This is a genomic window from Pedobacter ginsengiterrae, from assembly GCF_039537385.1.
Classification (GTDB): domain Bacteria; phylum Bacteroidota; class Bacteroidia; order Sphingobacteriales; family Sphingobacteriaceae; genus Pedobacter; species Pedobacter ginsengiterrae.
In genome coordinates this window covers 40,786-59,026 of the sequence record NZ_BAABAK010000018.1, presented here as the reverse complement: position 1 = coordinate 59,026, position 18,241 = coordinate 40,786, and the positions used below count along the sequence as shown (strand labels likewise).

Here is an 18,241-nt window from a genome sequence, read left to right as displayed (position 1 = left end):
TAATATGGATTAATTTTCGTCTTCTGTTTCGTTATCAGATTCACCTTCTTCCTCCTCAGTTTCTTCCGTTTCAGCAGTTGTATCGGCTTCTAATTCTTCACCATCCACAACTAATACATCAGCTAAATCTACTGTTTCTTCTTCATCTTCCTCATGGTCGATTTTAGTTACCGATGCAATTTCATCATCGCCTTTTAATGAGATTAAGCGAACACCCTGCGTTGCACGACCCATAACTCTTAAAGCAGATACTGGAATTCTGATTACAATACCTGAACGGTTAATAATCATTAAATCTTCGCTATCTGTAACGTCTTTAATCGAAACTAATTGTCCTGTTTTCTCTGTAACATTAATAGTTTTTACACCCTTACCGCCACGGTTTGTAACACGGTAATCTTCAATGTCGGTACGTTTACCGTATCCTTTTTCTGAAACCACCAACACCGTAACTTCTGGATTATTAACAGCAATCATGCCAACAACTTCATCTTTATCGTGAGCAAGACGAACACCGCGAACCCCGGTAGCAGTTCTACCCATTGGTCTAACCGTACTTTCATTAAAGCGAATTGCCCTACCAGAGCGTAATGCCATAACAATCTCGCTTTGCCCGTTAGTTAAGCAAGCTTCTAATAATACATCGCCTTCATTGATATTAATTGCATTAATACCGTTAACACGCGGACGAGAATAAGCTTCAAGAGAAGTTTTCTTTATGGTACCTTTTTTAGTACACATAATGATGAAATTGTTCTCTAAATATTCTTGATCCTTAAGGTTCTTCACTTTAATGTAAGCCTTAATTTTCTCGTCTTTTGGAATATTGATAATGTTTTGAATCGCTCTTCCTTTACTCGTACGTGATCCTTCTGGAATTTCGTAAACCCTCAACCAGAAACATCTTCCAGCTTCGGTAAAGAATAACATGTAATTGTGGTTGGTTGCAACCAGCATGTGCTCAATAAAATCTTCATTTCTTGAAGTACTGCCTTTTGACCCTTTTCCGCCTCTACCCTGTGCTCTGAATTCTGTTGCTGGCGTACGTTTAACGTAACCTTCGTGTGAGATGGTGATGACCACTTCTTCATCGTCGATGAAATCTTCCATACTCATATCTTCAGCCGAGTGAACGATAGTTGTACGGCGCTCATCGCCAAATTTCTGTTTGATCTCCTCTAATTCATCTTTGATAATCTGCATACGCAAACCTTCATCATCTAAGATAGATTTCAAGTATTCAATAGTTTTCATTAATTCAGCATACTCTTCTTTAATCTTATCACGCTCTAGTCCTGTTAAACGACGCAATGTCATATCAAGTATAGCACGAGCTTGTAGATCGCTTAATCCGAATTTCTCCATCAAGCCAACACGAGCTTCTTCTGGAGTTTCTGAAGCACGAATTAATTTAATTACTTCATCTAAATGATCTAAAGCAATTAAATAACCTTCTAAAATGTGTGCACGCTTTTCAGCTTCTGCTAATTCGTATTTAGTTCTACGAACAACTACATCATGGCGGTGATCTACAAAATGAACAATTAAATCTTTTAGATTTAGCATTTGCGGACGACCTTTTACCAATGCAATGTTATTTACACTGAAAGAAGTTTGTAACGCTGTGTACTTATATAAATTATTTAATACGATAGAAGCATTTGCATCGCGTTTGATTTCGTAAACAATACGAATACCGTCTTTATTCGATTCATCCTTAATGTTCGAAATACCTTCTAGTTTTTTCTCGCCAACCAATTCAGCAGTCCGCTCAATCATCATGGCTTTATTAACCTGGTAAGGAATTTCAGTAACAATAATTACTTCACGATCTTTAATAGTTTCAATTTCTGCTTTAGCACGCATTACAATACGGCCACGGCCTGTTTCGAAAGCTTCTTTAACGCCAGTATAGCCATAAATAATACCTCCTGTAGGAAAATCTGGAGCTTTTACAAACTTCATCAATTCCTCGATAGTAATATCTCTGTTATCGATATAATTTACAATACCATCAATACATTCTGTTAAGTTGTGTGGCGCCATATTGGTTGCCATACCTACTGCAATACCGCTAGAACCGTTTACTAAAAGGTTAGGGATTTTTGCAGGTAAAACTGTCGGTTCTTGTAAGGTATCATCAAAGTTTAACTGAAAGTCTACAGTATCTTTATTGATATCGGCAAGCATTTCTTCGGCAATCTTAGAAAAACGTGCCTCGGTATAACGCATTGCAGCTGGAGAGTCACCATCAATGTGACCAAAATTTCCTTGTCCATCTACCATTGGGTAACGTAAACTCCAATCTTGAGCCATACGAACCATGGTAAAATACACAGATGCATCACCATGTGGGTGATATTTACCTAAAACCTCACCCACAATACGGGCCGATTTTTTGTGTGGTTTATTACTTGTTACACCAAGATCGAGCATACCATATAAAACACGGCGGTGTACCGGTTTTAATCCATCACGTACGTCAGGCAAAGCCCTCGATACAATTACCGACATTGAATAGTCAATGTAGGCCGATTTCATCTGCTCCTCTATATTAATTTGGATGATTTTGTCGTTTTGTTGATTTTCTAAATCTTCTGCCATAAATTATTATTCTCGTTATCAAAAACGATGTTTCAAAAAGGTATTATTATAACCTTGCGAATTTAACAAAAATATGCCGAAATAAGGCATTGTGGAAAAGTTTTAGCCCTGTGGTAAGGTTTTTAGGTGCCACACTTTTTTTACATTATTTTAGGGTGGTTTACGTCACTTATTATATAACGTAAATAAGTTGCAAGGTTAAACCTGAAAACAATTTATTGATTTAATTACATTTGTAGTATCAAAGGATACATAATATGGCAAAAGAAAAGAAATCAGCAATGATATTTATCATGATCACATTATTGATCGATTTTACAGGTTTTGGTATTATCATTCCTGTTTTGCCTAAGCTGATTCAAGATTTTACTGGAGGCAGTGTTAGCGTTGCTGCAGATTATGGAGGATATTTGATGGTTGCTTTTGCCTTGGCGCAATTTATATTTTCTCCAATTATGGGTGGTTTGAGCGATCAGTATGGCAGAAGACCTGTGTTGCTTTTCTCATTATTTGGCCTAGGTATCGATTATATATTTTTATCTTTTGCACCGACAATTTTCTGGTTATTTATTGGTAGAATCATTGCTGGAGTAACTGGAGCAAGTTTTACAACAGCAATGGCTTACATAGCAGATATTTCAACACCTGAAAAGAAAGCTCAGAATTTTGGTATGGTAGGTGCTGCTTTTGGTATAGGATTTATATTAGGACCCGTAATTGGCGGGTTATTTAGTACCTTCGGATTAAGAGTGCCATTTATGATATCTGCTGGACTAGCTTTGATAAACTGGTTATACGGATATTTTATACTTCCAGAATCATTATCTGTAGCAAATAGAAGAAACTTTTCCTGGAAAAGAGCTAATCCAATTGGTTCCTTTATAAATGCGTCAAAATATCCTGCAATTTTAGGTTTACTTGCCACACTCTTATTATTATATGTAGCTAGTCATTCTGTACAATCAAACTGGTCTTACTATGTAATTGAAAAATTTAATTGGGATTCTACTATGATCGGCTATTCTTTAGGTGTGGTTGGTTTAATGATTGCAATCGTTCAGGGAGGTTTAATCCGTTTTATTATTCCTAAAATCGGTAATAGAAAGGCCATTTATTTTGGACTGATATTATACATCGTTGGATTTATTTGTTTTGCGTTTGCCGCTAACGGACTAATGATGATGTTGTTTATAATTCCATATTGTTTAGCTGGGATTGGCGGCCCAGCTATGCAAAGCATTATTTCAAATCAGGTTCCAAAAAATGCACAGGGTGAAATTCAAGGTATAACAACCAGCTTACAAAGTTTGGCAGCCATTATTGGTCCATTTTTAGCCAGCCATATTTTTGTGTACTTTATTCAAGATGGAACACCGTTTTATTTTCCTGGCGCACCATTTATTTTAAGCGCATTTTTAACATTAATTGGGTTGTTTATTGCGATTAGAGCATTGAGGAAATATCATTAATTGTGTGATTTCAATATTTTGTATTCATTAAAAGCCATTACAACATTGTAAACAAGTAAAATTATTCCTCCAACATTAACAAGTTTCTCAAAATCCAGATTCAATAAGGCTGTTAAAAGGAACAGTGTAACAAGTAAGCCTATAGATATAAAAAGCGAGAGCTTAAATGAACGGTAAAGCATGGATAATCGGAATAATGTTTTTTTCTTAAATAGCGACGGATTTTTGATTAATTGAACAATATTACCAAAAACAAAAAATAGTATTAGCATAACTGTAATTCCAGATACTAGACCTTGATTTAAGTCTGGAATTACTAAATAACCGCTGTGGATGAAGTAAGCAACAATTAAAAAGCAAACAAATGCTTTAAGAAGTTGCCAGTTTTTATCTTTTAAAAACCAATTCAACCATTCAAAACCTGTTTCTGCCGCCTTTTCCTGTAATTTTTGCCTTGTTTCATTTGAGAAGGATACGAAAGGGTTTATAATCCCGATAATCAAAATGATTAGTGTACTTACAAACTGAAATACTCCATCAGCTATTAAAACTTTAATTTTTTCATCGCCCAAAATCCCTGGCTTAAGAAAAGAAATAAGAATTAAAAAAATGATTGTCGAATGAAAAATTATGGGGAAATAGTTTTCGATAATGCCATTTTCTGTATTCGGATTTTGAGTTAGCGCTAGTTTTTCAGCGTCTTTATCCAGGTATTTGTTCATCATACGAATACCTACAAGCAAAATAAATAATGAGAACATTTGGTGTAGAAGAGGTTAGTTTTTACTTTTTTTTGGAGCAATATAATAAATTACAACAAATCATTAGCCAAATTTGCTAACTCACTCCGCTCACCTTTATGTAAAGTAATATGGGCATAAAGTGGATGATCTTTTGCATGTTCTATCAAATATGATAACCCATTGCTTTCTGAATCGAGATAAGGTGTATCAATTTGATAAATATCTCCTGTAAAAACAATTTTAGTTTGCTCTCCAGCCCTCGAAATTATAGTTTTAACCTCGTGAGGAGTTAAATTTTGAGCTTCGTCGATAATAAAAAATATTTTGGTAAGTGTTCTTCCTCTTATAAAGGCTAGCGGCGCAATAGCAATTTTTTCTGTAGAAATTAACTCATCTATTTTTGCCACCATTTTTTCATCACCAGCGAACTGTTCTTTAATAAATCGCAAATTATCCCATATTGGGGCCATAAATGGATCGATTTTCGACTTAGCATCGCCAGGTAAAAAGCCGATATCTTTATTGCTTAAAGAAACAATTGGTCGGGTTACGTAAATTTGTCTGAAATCTCTTCGTTGTTCTAGCGCACTCGCTAAAGCCAAAAGTGTTTTTCCAGTACCTGCATTTCCTTGGATGCTTACAAGCTTAATGTTAGGATCGAGCAAGGCATTAATTGCAAATGCTTGTTCAGTATTTTTTGGTTTTATTTTGAAAACAGCATCAGTAGAAACTGAAGAAATTGTTTTTAAGCTATTGTTGTAAAATACATTTGCGGTTTTTCTTTTGTTTTTAAGGATGTAAAAATGATTTCCATTTCTTAAAGGAAGACCTGATTCTGCAACATTAGCAAAAGTTTTCTGCTTTACTTCATCTATAATCGCCTCATCGAAATTAGTGATTTCAGTTTTACCAGCATAAAGTTCATCAACGTTTTTAATCTTGCCAGTTTCGTAATCTTCTGCATTTAAATCAAGCGCCTTAGCTTTTAAACGTAGGCATATATCCTTTGATACCAAAATCACTTTTTTATTAGGATTTTGCTCTTTTAAACTTAATGCTGCATTTAAAATTTTATGATCGGTTTTGCCTTTTCCAAATATTTCTTCAGCATTTGTTTTTAACGGACTTTCGTTTAAAACAACCTTAAACATGCCCGAATTTAAGCGATTTAAAGCAACCCAATCACTTATTAGTTTCTGTTTCGAAGTTTGATCAATAAGTCTGATAAAGCTTCTTGCTTCGAAATTCCTGGTGTCATTACCACTTTTAAAATTATCTAGCTCTTCTAAAACCTGAATTGGAATTGCTACATCGTGCTCCTGAAAGTTATTTATTGCATCATGATCATACAAAATGACTGATGTATCCAAAACGAAAATTTTTTTTGAAATAACAGAACCTGATTTAACTTTCTTAGCCATTCTGTAAATTTAATATTTCTTTAATTAAATTTCAGAGATAGCTGTAGTGTATTTCATTATTAATTAAAACGACTTTATTTGAAAGAAACTGAATGAAAAAGGGCAAATTCCTTTTAGAAATTCGCCCTTTGCTTTAATTTAATAATCGTGAATTTATTCCAGGATTGTTAATTAAATTGTATCCATATCAATTACGAAACGATATTTAACATCACTATTCAAAACACGCTCGTAAGCTTCGTTTACATAATTAATGTTAATAACTTCAACATCAGAAACAATATCGTGTTCAGCGCAGAAATCAAGCATTTCCTGAGTTTCTTCTATCCCACCAATACTTGAAGCTGTTAAAACTCGGTTTCCATGCATTAATGCCGAGCCTGGAAATTTCAATGGTTCAGGAGGTATACCTACACAAATATGTACACCATTAACATTTAATAATTTCAAATACATTTCATAATCGTGCGGTGCAGAAACCGAATCGATAATAAAATCGAAGTGCTTGGCATATTTTGTTAACTCCTCAGGGTCTTTAGTAATCACGAAGTGATGAGCACCAAGTTTTTTGGCATCTTGTTCTTTCGAGGGCGAAGTGCTTAATACTGTAACATCTGCACCAAAAGCAACTGCAAATTTAACAGCCATGTGGCCTAAGCCACCTAAACCTAAAACTGCAACTTTGTGGCCTTTTTTAATTCCCCATCTTTTAATTGGCGAATAAGTAGTAATACCTGCACACAATAACGGCGCAACACCAGCTAAAGGTAATTTCTCCGAAACACTCACTACGAACTCTTCTGTACAAACTATTTTGTTAGAATAGCCACCATACGTCGGTGTAGTTTTATCGCGTTCAACACTGTTATAAGTCCAAACAGTTTCTCCTTTTTCGCAAAACTGTTGTTGCCCACCTTTACATGTTGGACATTCTCTGCAACTATCAACCATACAGCCAATACCTGCCAGTTGACCGATTTTAAATTTGGTTACTTCTGAACCAACTTCAGTAATCCTGCCTACAATTTCATGTCCAGGAACCATTGGGTAACGAGCTGGTCCCCATTCGCTACGTACTTGGTGGATATCTGAGTGGCAAATTCCACTGAATAAAATTTCTATTAAAACATCTTTCGGTCCAACGTTTCTTCTTTCGAAACTCCATGGTGCCAATTTATCGGTTTGGTTGTGAACAGCGTATCCTTTTGCAGCAATCATATTATTTTAAATTTTGCTCAAAGCTATAAGATTAGCTTTTAGCGTTCGTCATGTTTAATTCATTTCAACATCTTAAATTTACATAATTAGTTTTCATAATCTCGGTTCAATTTCTATTTTTATCAAATGGAAGATATTAAACCATTACCCGATTTATCAACGGAAGAACAACGTATTTTAGGCTCATTAATAGAGAAAAGTAGAACTACGCCCGACTACTACCCAATGACTTTGAACAGTTTAACTGCAGCTTGTAATCAAAAAAGCTCCAGAAATCCAGTTGTAAATTATGATGAGGAAACAGTTACGCTAACTTTAAATTCGTTAAAAATTAAAGGTTTAATATCCACAGCTACAGGTGGTTCTAGTCGTGTAATTAAATACAAACATAATCTAGGAATTGTATATCCTTTGGTTCCATCAGAACTTTCTATTCTATGTTTACTACTTTTACGTGGGCCGTTAACACCAGGTGAAATTAATAGTAACTCGGGCAGGTTATATGAGTTCGAAAGTATTGAAGAAGTTTTAGAGCAATTGCAGAAACTATCGGATGAAGAACCCGCTTTTGTAAAGCAATTACCAAAAAAGGCAGGACAGAAAGAAGCCAGGTTTATTCATTTATTGGGCGAACAGGCTGAGATTATTGAAACAGAAATAGCTACTCCACAAACAACAATTTTCCAACCCAATGAAGAGTTGGAAAATCGTATTTTAAAACTTGAACAAGAAGTTGAAGATTTAAAGGAGTTGGTAAACCTGTTAATGGATAAATAACCTATGCCTCGTATTTTTTGAAAATTGTGCTAGCTACGTGGCCACCAAAACCAAAAGTGTTATTTAACACATAGTTGATTTCCTTTTTAATTGGCTTACCAAGAATGATGTTTAAACCCTCAGGGATTTTTTCATCGAGCTTTTCGGTGTTAATCGTTGGTGGAATAATTCCATCTCTAATGGAAAGAACGCTAATCAAGCTTTCCACTGCGCCAGCTGCGCCAAGCAAATGGCCTGTCATCGATTTTGATGCACCAACAATTACTGGTAAATCACCAAATACATTTTTAACAGCCACAAGCTCACTAATGTCACCTAAGCCTGTAGAAGTAGCATGTGCATTAATATAATCAATTTTATCAGCAGAAATTCCTGCATCATTTAGTGCTTTTTTCATACCTAAAGTAGCACCAATCCCATCTGGAGGTGTTCCTGTTAGGTGATAAGCATCACCTGCCATTCCGCCACCAACAATTTCGGCATAAATATGCGCACCACGACTTAATGCATGTTCTAATTCTTCTAAAATTAAAGCTCCAGCACCCTCGCCCATTACAAAACCATCTCTACTTTCGTCAAATGGTCTCGATGCAGTTTCTGGACTATCATTTCTTTTTGATAATGCCTGTGCAGCATTAAAACCACCAACCGATGCTTCGGTAATTGCAGCCTCAGAACCACCAGCCACCATAATATTTGCTTTTCCTAAGCGAATTGTATCAAAAGCACTAATGATGGCAGTGTTTGAAGATGCGCAAGCAGAAACTGTGCAATAATTCGGACCACGAAGTTTATGACGAATAGAGATCACACCTGCAGCTATATCTACAATCATTTTCGGAATGAAATATGGATTAAATCTTGGCGTACCGTCACCTTTATGAAATTCTGTTAATTGCTGCTCGAAAGTAGAAATACCACCATTTCCCGTTGCCCAAATTACACCTACTTCTGCAAGTTCATCGTCGGTAAAAGTGCTAAAATCTAAACCAGCATCTACAATAGCTTCATCCGTCGAAACAATTGCATATTGCGTAAACAAATCGTATTTCTTAATTTCTTTTTTATCGATAAAAGATTCTGCATTAAAATCCTTTACTTCTGCAGCAAACTGGGTTTTAAATTTCGAAGTATCGAATTTGGTAATTGGGCCAACGCCACTTTTACCAGCTACAATGTTCTTCCAAAAGCTTTCTACTGTGTTACCAAGCGGTGTTATTGCACCTAATCCTGTTACAACTACTCTTTTCATTATGTTATTTTTTTGTCGGTTTCTTTAAATAAAAAATCAACCAACGATTGAACTTTAGGGGCGATTATTAATATTGATGGAATGGCAACGATGTACGAAATGCCCCACGATTTTAACCATATTTTTATAAAATTTTGGGTAAATCCAATATTTACGCTAATGGCCGCAAAGGTTACTATTCCCGTGGTAAATATCGCCATAATAATAGCGAAAGCCAGTTTCTTTTTCATTTTCGCACCAATCGATTAGCTAAACTGTTTCTATCCAGGCTTTTCTATTCGCATTCATTACATTTAAAGCATCAATCGGCGATTGGCGGAACAACTCATAAATTTTGGCTGTATCGCCTACCCGAATCTCAAATTCATTATTTGCCAATGCTTTTACAAACTCATGGGCCACTACCGATGGTTTAATGCCATTATGTCCACCAATTTCTTTCGAAAATTCAGTATCAACTAAAGGTGGCATCAACTCAAAAACCTTTACAGTAGTCTGCTCTAAGCTTAATCTTAAAGATGTTGTGTAAGAATGCAAAGCGGCTTTACTGGCAGCGTAAGTTGGCAAGGTAATACCAGGAACGTAGGCCACAACCGAAGAAACATTTACAATAGCCGATTCATCCTGACTTTTTAACAGTGGTAAAAATTTTTGATTTATTCTAATGATTGACAAATAGTTGGTCAGCATTTCATCGGCTGCATTTTCGAAAGCGTCGGCTTTTTCATCACCAAGATTGTATAAAATAGCTCGGCCTGCATTGTTAATTACCATATTTAAACGAGGGAAATTCTTCCCAACTCGATCTACCAAATTTTCCACCTCGTCGGCTTTACTTACATCAAAAGTTATGGCGGTAACATTTTTTAAACCAGCTACAGCAGCATCCAGCCGTTCCTTATTTCTGCCAGTTACTATAACATGGTTATTTAACGCGGTTAATTGTTTAACAATTTCTAAACCTATACCAGCTGTTCCGCCGATAATTAATACGGTGTTTTGTGAAGTTTTCATATTTGTAATTTGTTTTTTTTATACCAATCGGTATATTTTAGTTTAAAATTTTTTAGCCTAAGCTATTCACGTATTTCTTTAAAGAATCCATTATTAAATCCCAATTGTCGAGCTTATTGGTTAATGTAGAAATCATTATTCCACCTTCAATCATAGCAATTACAGTTAATGCAATTTGTTCGGCATTCGAATCCAAGGCTATTTCTTTATTTTCAATACCCTCTTCTACAAGCTTTATAATTCTTTTTTTCCATGATAAAACAGCTTTCAAGGCTTTTTCCCGAAGAGCTGGGTGCGTATCATCTGCATCGGTTGCGGTATTTAAAATTGGGCAACCACCTAATGAAATCGTTCCAGTTATAAAATTTTGATAAATACTAACATAAACCAAAAGTTTACCCTTAGCGGTTGTTTGGGCTCTCATTGACGACTCTATCTGCAGTACATTATTGTTAAAATTATAATCGAATGCGGCCAAAGCCACCTCATCTTTATTGGCGAAATTGCCATAAATGCTACCTTTTGTTAAGCCAGTCGCCGCGGTAATATCATGTAAAGACGTACCTGCATAACCTTTCATATTAAAAATCGGTGCGGTTTTCTCAATAATATAATTCCTCGTTTTTTCTGCTTTGGTCATAGGTTAATAAATTGACAGCACAAATATATACCGATTGGTATTTTTAATTGTCATGTTTGGGTATTTTTTTTAGCAAGCTATTAAAGAAATCATGCAAATAAATTTGTGTTTCTATTTTCTCAACATTCAAGTGTTTTTTTTTTAGAAAAGCAAGTTTGTTGCTAATCGGCTTCTTCAGCCCTGCTTTACATTTTAGCCCCGATGAAAACCTGTGCAACAAGTAAGTGTAGCAATAACAAAACAGAGACAAATGCTTAAAATCGGGGCTACCATTTCAATCAGGTTTATGTTACTTCTATTGTTTTGCTATTACTGTTTCTTCGCCATTCTATAACGGATTTTCGTTTACGTTTGAATTTTGTAACTTTGATTTATGAGTACTACAGAAACAATTGAAGATTTCTATCAAAATAAATTTAGCTTTCTGCCTGAAAATTTACAGAATGGTGTTGGCCATTTTAACGTTTTTAAGCTAGAAGATTGTCTTCGTGATGATAGTAAACAAATGAGCTACAATCGCAGAGATTTCTATAAAATAGCACTCAATCGTGGACATAACATCTACCATTATGCAGATAAAAGCATTGAAATAAATGGAACCGCATTAATGTTCTTCAACCCGTTAGTACCTTATACCTGGGAGTTGGCCAGCGGAAAAAAAAGTGATGTAACAGGTTTCTTCTGTATTTTTACCGAGGCTTTCTTTACCGAAAAAATCCGTGGAAATATTGGCGACTTACCGATGTTTATGCCTGGAGGCAAGCCTGCGTATGTATTAGATGAAACACAAGATGCTGTGGTTTCATCGATATTCACTAAAATGTTTGAGGAAATTAACGCCGATTACATTTATAAATATGATTTATTAAGAAATTATGTAACCGAGATTACCCACTTTGCTTTAAAAACACAACCATCAGAAGCTTTATTTAAACATACCGATGCGAATTCTAGAATAACTTCTGTGTTTACTGAATTACTAGAACGTCAATTTCCTATCGAAACAACCTCGCAAAGATTTACCATGCGTTCTGCAAAAGATTATGCATCGCAGCTTTCTGTCCATGTAAATCATTTAAATCGGGCAATAAAAGAAACCACTGGTAAAACCACAACGCATTATATTACCGAACGTTTATTAAGCGAGGCAAAGGCTTTGCTAAAACATACAGATTGGAATATATCCGAAATTGGTTATTGTTTAGGTTTTGAAGAACCAACGCATTTTAACAACTTTTTTAAGAAATTAACCAACCATACGCCTACTGCTTATCGAATTGTTTGAATTTCGTAATTATCAGTTTGAATGGCGTAATGGTTAACCTAAATTCTCAGCGTAATTTTGTCTTAACAAAAAGGATAAAATTATGGGAATTAAAAAAGTTTGGTTTGTAACTGGTGCATCAAAAGGATTAGGACTTAGTTTAGTAAACCAATTATTAAAAGCAGGTCAATCTGTAGCAGCGACTTCCAGAAATGTAAATGATTTAGCAGCAGCAGTTAATTCAAATTCTGAAAGATTTCTTCCGTTAGCTGTAAATCTAAGCGACGAATTAAGTGTTGAGCAAGCCATTAATGCAACTATTCTTCAATTTGGACGAATTGATGTTATTATAAATAATGCAGGTTATGGCATTGGTGGTAGTATTGAAGAATTAAGTGACGAAGAAACCAGAAATAGTTTTGATGTTAATGTTTTCGGAACATTAAACGTAATTAGAAAAGCCAGTCCGCATTTAAGAGCGCAACGTTCTGGCCATATCATAAACATTGCATCAATTGCAGGCATTGTTGGCGCAACAGGCTGGGCGGTTTATTCTGCTGCAAAAGCCGCAGTAATTGCTTTATCAGAAGTTTTGGCCGATGATGTTAAGGCATTCGGAATTAAAGTTACGGTTGTAGCTCCTGGTGCTTTCAGAACCAGTTTCTTAACCCCAGAGTCTTTGGTTTTAGCAAAAAATCCTATTGATGATTATGAAGATGTTCGGGCGGTACACGCCAAATATTTAAAAATGGATGGTGAACAAGCAGGCGATCCTGAAAAGGCAGCAGCTGCAATGATTTCTTTGGTAAGTATGCCAAACCCTCCTATTCATTTATTATTAGGTAACGATGCTTTAACAAGAGCAACTACAAAAACTCAGGCGCTAACAAAAGAATATCAAGATTGGAAAGCCATTACCATTTCAACAGACTTTGATAAATAATTGAAATCATCACCTAAAACACTACGAGCTTACGTGACTCAGATGGTAAAAAAAGAAATATTAAAAAAATAACCACCCCGCCTTTCAGCCATCTCTCCAAAGGAAAGGAATGATAGATGCAAATAAACTGTGTCTATAAAAAACTGAGTGTGTGTGCAGTACGGGTTAAAAGAATTTAATCATAAAAACAAAAATCATGGAAAATAAAAAAGTATGGTTCGTAACGGGTGCTTCAAAAGGCCTGGGACTAACATTAGTAAAAAAATTATTAAGCAATGGTAATCGCGTAGCAGCTACGTCAAGAAATATTTCAGAATTAGAAAAAGCTGTTGGTAATCATGAAAATTTCTTACCACTTTCAGTTAATTTGATCGATGAAAATAGTGTTGAAGCAGCAGTAAGTCAAACCATTAGTAAATTTGGGCAACTTGATGTTGTGGTTAATAACGCTGGCTATGGCATGATTGGCGCATTAGAAGAGTTGAGTGATCGAGAATCTCGTGAAAACTTTGATGTAAATGTTTTTGGCTCGCTTAATGTGATTAGAAAAACATTACCTCAAATGAGAAAGCAACAATCAGGGCATATTTTTAATATTTCTTCAATTGGTGGTTTTTCTGGAAATTTCCCTGGTTTTGGAATCTATTGTGCTACTAAATTTGCAGTAACGGGTTTTACAGAATCGTTAGCAGCAGAAGTTAAATCTTTAGGTATTAAAGCTACAGTTGTAGAGCCAGGTTATTTCAGAACAGAGTTTCTTTCTTCAGGTTCATTGGCCGTACCATCAAATCCAATTGATGCTTACAAAGAAGTTCGTGACACACAAATTGCGCACCAGCAAGACATTAACAACCAGCAACCTGGTGATCCAGCTAAAGGATGCGACGTAATTATTGCAGCCGCTGAGAGTGAAAATGCACCATTACACTTATTTTTAGGTCCAGACGCTTACGCAGTTGCAGGTGCTAAAATAGCTGATGTACAAAAAGATATGGAAGATTGGAAAGCTTTAGCAACGGCTACAAATTTTAAGCAATTGACCTTTGTATAGTTCGATGTTGCGAGACACGGAGCGATCTATTTTACAGTAGAGATTGTTTCGTGTCTCGCAATAACGATTTTATCTTACAAATTCAAAAATGCCTTTCTTAACTCATCCTCGGTAAATTCTTTTTCATAAAAATGCCTTACTTTTTTATTAACGAATAATGTTGCTGGTATGGCTCCCGACCATTTTTTATCAATTCGTTGAGTATAAATTTGTTTATCGGGTTCGTTTAGCAGAAAAACCTCTGCATTAATGTTATTATTTTGCACAAATGGAATGACAGCTTTTTGCAATTTCGATTTAAAATCTAAGCTTATTAAAATAATTTTAACGGGCTTATTTAAGTTTTCTACTCTTAGTTTTTCAAAATTTGGTAATTCTGCAACACAAGGTGAACACCAGGTTGCCCAAAAGTTAATAACATATGTTGTATCTTTTCCTTTAGCAATACGCCTATCCAAATCGTTAAGAGTGAGTAATTTTACTTGAGATTTTAAAGAATAACTAACTAAGGACAAGATTATTATAAAAAATGTACGCATGGTTTTCAAATAAAAAAGATTCAAGGTAGAGAAAATTGCTAATTAACAGAGCCCGTTTTAACCAGGACCCTTTGATAAGCTGGTAAATTTAAATCATCAACAATCACTCCTCTGGTTGTACTGGCATGTACAAAAAAACCACTGTTTAAATAGATACCGACATGGTCTACGTCATTTCCACCAAAAGAAAAGAACAATAAATCACCTTCTTTTAAATTATCTATATCTTTTTTACGAGCAAACTTAGCTTGATCACGCGAGATTCTTGGCAAAGTAACACCGTAAATTTCTTTCTCCAGTAAAAATGCAAATCCCGAGCAATCAATTCCGTTTTTGTCTAACCCACCTAATCTATATTTAACTCCAGTCCAATCCGTAATAAAGCGATATAATTGTTTACTTCGAAGATTCGACATGGCGTCAGCTGCTTTTGCAGCTTTTGTATCGCTTTTAACAGTATATTTCCGAGTTCCGCAAGATGTTAAAACAAGCGCAAAAATTAACGTTAACCAAAAAGAACTAAGCTGTTTTGTTTTAATCATATTTTTATTTTTGTTTCCAAAGAAATCAAAGGCAAATTTTTATCTTTTTTTAGTTGCCTCAACAAAACTAAATTTAACGGCAATCAATTAATTATCCTTAATTAATCTTTGTATTTCATCGAGTTTTAGCAATGCTTCTACAGGAGTTAACGCATTTACATCCAAGTTATTTAGGGTATCTCTAATTTTTACTAAAACAGGATCATCAATAGCAAACATTTGTAATTGATATGCTTGGTTTTGAACTTTCTTAATACTGTCTTTTATACTTTGTCCTTCGGTTCTATCAATTTCAAGTTTCTTTAAAATTTCATTTGCACGACCGATTAATTTCGGTGGCATACCGGCCATTTTAGCCACATGAATACCGAAACTATGCTCACTTCCGCCAGGAACTAACTTTCTGAGGAAAATAACCTTATTCGTCATTTCCTTAACCGAAACATTAAAGTTCTTAATTCGAGGCATTGTATTCGCCAATTCATTTAACTCGTGATAGTGTGTTGCAAACAAAGTTTTCGGTCTTGCAGTTGGGTGTTGATGCAGAAATTCTGCAATTGCCCATGCAATCGAAATACCATCATACGTACTTGTTCCACGCCCAATTTCATCTAATAAAATCAAACTATCATCCGAAATATTATTCAAAATACTAGCTGTTTCATTCATTTCGACCATGAATGTACTTTCTCCAGAAGAAATATTATCCGATGCGCCAACACGCGTAAAAATTTTATCTACAATACCAACTTCAGCATCTTTTGCAGGTACAAATGATCCCATTTGTGCCATTAAAACTATTAGAGCTGTTTGACGTAAAATTGCCGATTTACCCGCCATGTTGGGTCCAGTAATCATAATGATTTGCTGCGAGTCGGTATCCAAATAAACATCATTGGTAATATATTCTTGTCCAACAGGTAACTGCTTTTCGATAACCGGGTGGCGACCACCTTTAATATCCAGCACTTTATCATTGGTAACCTTAGGCTTATTGTAATGGTTTTTATCAGCCAGTTGAGCGAAACACAACAAACAATCTAACTGTGCAATTAAAAATGAATCCAATTGAATCGGTTTGATATAACTTGCTGTTTCGTACATCAATTCATTATATAAACGAATCTCAATTGCTTGAATTTTTTCTTCAGCACCTAAAATTTGATCTTCATATTCTTTAAGTTCGGGTGTAATGTATCGCTCTGCATTTACTAAAGTTTGCTTACGAATCCAACCTTCAGGTACTTTATCCTTATGCGTATGTGTAACCTCTAAATAGTAACCAAAAACGTTATTAAAGGCAATTTTTAATGATGGAATGCCAGTTGCCTCCGCTTCGCGTTTTTGAATTTGAACTAAATAATCTTTTCCACCAAAAGCGATTTTACGCAAACGATCTAAATCTTCATCAATGCCGTCAGCTATCACATTTCCTTTAATCAGCAAAGCAGGCGGTTCGGGTTGCAACTCTCTTTCGATGCGCTCACGAATTGTTAAACAAGGGTTTAGCTGGTCGGCAATTTTAATCAAGAAAGGGTTTTTAGAATCAGCCGCTAATTTTTTAACGGATTCAATGTGATAAAGTGCTCTTTTCAAAGCTACTAATTCTCTCGGGCCAACTTTTTGCAAGCCAACCTTAGAAATCAATCTTTCTAAATCGCCAATTTGCTTGATGTGAGTTAGAAATTCTTCCTGCAATTCACTTTTAGCAACAAAATACTCTACCATTCCTAAACGCTCTTGGATGGGTTTCAATTCTTTAAGTGGCATAATAATCCACTTTTGCAACAAACGAGCGCCCATTGGCGTACAGGTATGATCGAGAACATCGAATAAAGTAACGGCATTATCGTTAGCAGAATTCACCAATTCTAAATTACGAATTGTAAATCTATCTAACCACATGTAACGGTCTTCCTCAATACGACTAATCGAAGTTATGTGTTGCAAATTGCGATGCTCGGTTTCGCCCAAATAGTGCAAAATAACCCCAGCGGCAATAATTCCACTTTGTAAACGCTCTACACCGAAACCTTTTAACGATGTAACATCAAAATGTTTCATCAGGGTTTCATTTCCATAATCAGAAGTGAAAGGCCATTCATCTAAGCCGAAAGTATAAAAGCGATCTCCAAAGTTTTCGGTAAAAGTTTGGCGTTTCGATTTCTGAAAAATAACTTCACTAGGTTGAAAACCCTGTAAAAGTTTATCTATATAATCGCTGTTTCCCTGAGCGATTAAAAACTCGCCTGTAGAAATATCTAAAAAAGAAACACCCAGTTGTGTTTTATCGAAAAAAACGCAAGCTAAAAAGTTATTAGATTTTTGGTTTACAATATTATCACCATAAGCTACACCAGGCGTAATTAATTCGGTAACACCGCGTTTAACAATGGTTTTCGTTGTTTTTGGGTCTTCCAGTTGGTCGCAAATGGCAACACGTTGCCCTGCCCTTACCAACTTGGATAGATAATTATCTAATGAATGATGTGGGAAACCTGCCAGCTCTAAAGCACCACCATTCGGTCCAGTACCTCTCCTGGTTAATACGATGCCTAAAATTTGTGATGTTTTTATGGCATCTTCGCCAAAGGTTTCGTAAAAATCGCCTACCCTAAAAAGTAGCAATGCGCCTGGATACTTCGCTTTAATAGCGTTGTACTGTTGCATTAATGGGGTTTCCTTATTCGTATCTTTAGCCAAAACTGAAATTAATTTGCAAAAGCCATAAAGATAGTACGAATATACTTTGTATGGCTGTTTT

General features: G+C 35.4%; 16 protein-coding genes. 5 read left to right on the top strand and 11 right to left on the bottom strand.

The features are described from left to right. Positions 1-9 precede the first annotated feature (9 nt). Positions 10-2,604: a DNA gyrase subunit A gene (gene gyrA, locus ABD692_RS17080; RefSeq protein WP_316760259.1), complete on the bottom strand. Its 2,595-nt coding sequence runs from the start codon at positions 2,602-2,604 to the stop codon at positions 10-12. A 257-nt stretch (positions 2,605-2,861) separates the two neighbouring features. Between gyrA and ABD692_RS17075 the strand changes: the two genes are divergently transcribed. Beyond that, complete coding sequence (locus ABD692_RS17075; RefSeq protein ID WP_344768904.1) at positions 2,862-4,073, top strand: TCR/Tet family MFS transporter; 1,212 nt, start codon at positions 2,862-2,864, stop codon at positions 4,071-4,073. Here the strand turns inward: ABD692_RS17075 and ABD692_RS17070 are convergent. The 3 genes from ABD692_RS17070 to ABD692_RS17060 form a co-directional block, all read right to left on the bottom strand. After that, a complete protein-coding gene (locus ABD692_RS17070) occupies positions 4,070-4,834 on the bottom strand; it encodes a hypothetical protein (RefSeq protein WP_344768902.1) in 765 nt (254 codons plus the stop codon). The genes ABD692_RS17075 and ABD692_RS17070 overlap by 4 nt on opposite strands. Positions 4,835-4,884: 50 nt before the next feature. After that, positions 4,885-6,237, bottom strand: coding sequence for a PhoH family protein (locus ABD692_RS17065; protein ID WP_344768900.1), 1,353 nt, complete (start codon positions 6,235-6,237; stop codon positions 4,885-4,887). Positions 6,238-6,408: 171 nt separating this feature from the next. Further along, positions 6,409-7,455 carry an NAD(P)-dependent alcohol dehydrogenase gene (locus ABD692_RS17060; protein WP_344768898.1) on the bottom strand — a complete coding sequence of 349 codons (1,047 nt, stop codon included), beginning with the start codon at positions 7,453-7,455 and terminating at the stop codon, positions 6,409-6,411. Between the two features lie 126 nt (positions 7,456-7,581). Here ABD692_RS17060 and ABD692_RS17055 point away from each other — a divergent pair, with 126 nt between their 5' ends. After that, positions 7,582-8,232: a YceH family protein gene (locus ABD692_RS17055; protein ID WP_316760249.1), complete on the top strand. Its 651-nt coding sequence runs from the start codon at positions 7,582-7,584 to the stop codon at positions 8,230-8,232. A 1-nt stretch (position 8,233) separates the two neighbouring features. Here ABD692_RS17055 and fabF read toward each other — a convergent pair whose 3' ends face one another. The 4 genes from fabF to ABD692_RS17035 are packed head-to-tail and all read right to left on the bottom strand — an operon-like array spanning position 8,234 to position 11,138. Further along, on the bottom strand, positions 8,234-9,484 hold the full coding sequence (fabF, locus tag ABD692_RS17050) for a beta-ketoacyl-ACP synthase II (protein WP_344768895.1): 1,251 nt from the start codon (positions 9,482-9,484) through the stop codon (positions 8,234-8,236). Then, positions 9,484-9,714: a DUF2798 domain-containing protein gene (locus ABD692_RS17045; RefSeq protein WP_344768893.1), complete on the bottom strand. Its 231-nt coding sequence runs from the start codon at positions 9,712-9,714 to the stop codon at positions 9,484-9,486. Before ABD692_RS17045 ends, fabF begins: the two co-directional genes overlap by 1 nt. A 19-nt stretch (positions 9,715-9,733) precedes the next feature. Beyond that, a complete protein-coding gene (locus ABD692_RS17040) occupies positions 9,734-10,498 on the bottom strand; it encodes an SDR family oxidoreductase (protein ID WP_344768891.1) in 765 nt (254 codons plus the stop codon). A 52-nt stretch (positions 10,499-10,550) separates the two neighbouring features. Continuing rightward, the gene (locus ABD692_RS17035; RefSeq protein WP_344768889.1) at positions 10,551-11,138 is read right to left on the bottom strand and encodes a TetR/AcrR family transcriptional regulator; all 588 of its coding nucleotides are present in this window, start codon (positions 11,136-11,138) and stop codon (positions 10,551-10,553) included. A gap of 373 nt (positions 11,139-11,511) precedes the next feature. Between ABD692_RS17035 and ABD692_RS17030 the strand changes: the two genes are divergently transcribed. The 3 genes from ABD692_RS17030 to ABD692_RS17020 all read left to right on the top strand — a co-directional run bounded on the left by ABD692_RS17030 (position 11,512) and on the right by ABD692_RS17020 (position 14,396). Continuing rightward, positions 11,512-12,423, top strand: coding sequence for a helix-turn-helix domain-containing protein (locus ABD692_RS17030; protein WP_344768887.1), 912 nt, complete (start codon positions 11,512-11,514; stop codon positions 12,421-12,423). An 82-nt stretch (positions 12,424-12,505) separates the two neighbouring features. Next, entirely contained in the window at positions 12,506-13,345 is an 840-nt protein-coding gene (locus ABD692_RS17025) for an SDR family NAD(P)-dependent oxidoreductase (RefSeq protein WP_344768885.1), read from the top strand. A 196-nt stretch (positions 13,346-13,541) separates the two neighbouring features. Beyond that, complete coding sequence (locus ABD692_RS17020) at positions 13,542-14,396, top strand: SDR family NAD(P)-dependent oxidoreductase (RefSeq protein WP_344768883.1); 855 nt, start codon at positions 13,542-13,544, stop codon at positions 14,394-14,396. Between the two features lie 74 nt (positions 14,397-14,470). Here the strand turns inward: ABD692_RS17020 and ABD692_RS17015 are convergent, their stop codons facing one another. The 3 genes from ABD692_RS17015 to mutS all read right to left on the bottom strand — a co-directional run bounded on the left by ABD692_RS17015 (position 14,471) and on the right by mutS (position 18,180). Further along, positions 14,471-14,935, bottom strand: coding sequence for a TlpA disulfide reductase family protein (locus ABD692_RS17015; protein ID WP_344768881.1), 465 nt, complete (start codon positions 14,933-14,935; stop codon positions 14,471-14,473). A gap of 38 nt (positions 14,936-14,973) precedes the next feature. Then, entirely contained in the window at positions 14,974-15,477 is a 504-nt protein-coding gene (locus ABD692_RS17010; RefSeq protein WP_316760224.1) for a C40 family peptidase, read from the bottom strand. Between the two features lie 87 nt (positions 15,478-15,564). Then, entirely contained in the window at positions 15,565-18,180 is a 2,616-nt protein-coding gene (gene mutS / locus ABD692_RS17005) for a DNA mismatch repair protein MutS (RefSeq protein WP_344768877.1), read from the bottom strand. Positions 18,181-18,241 lie beyond the last annotated feature (61 nt).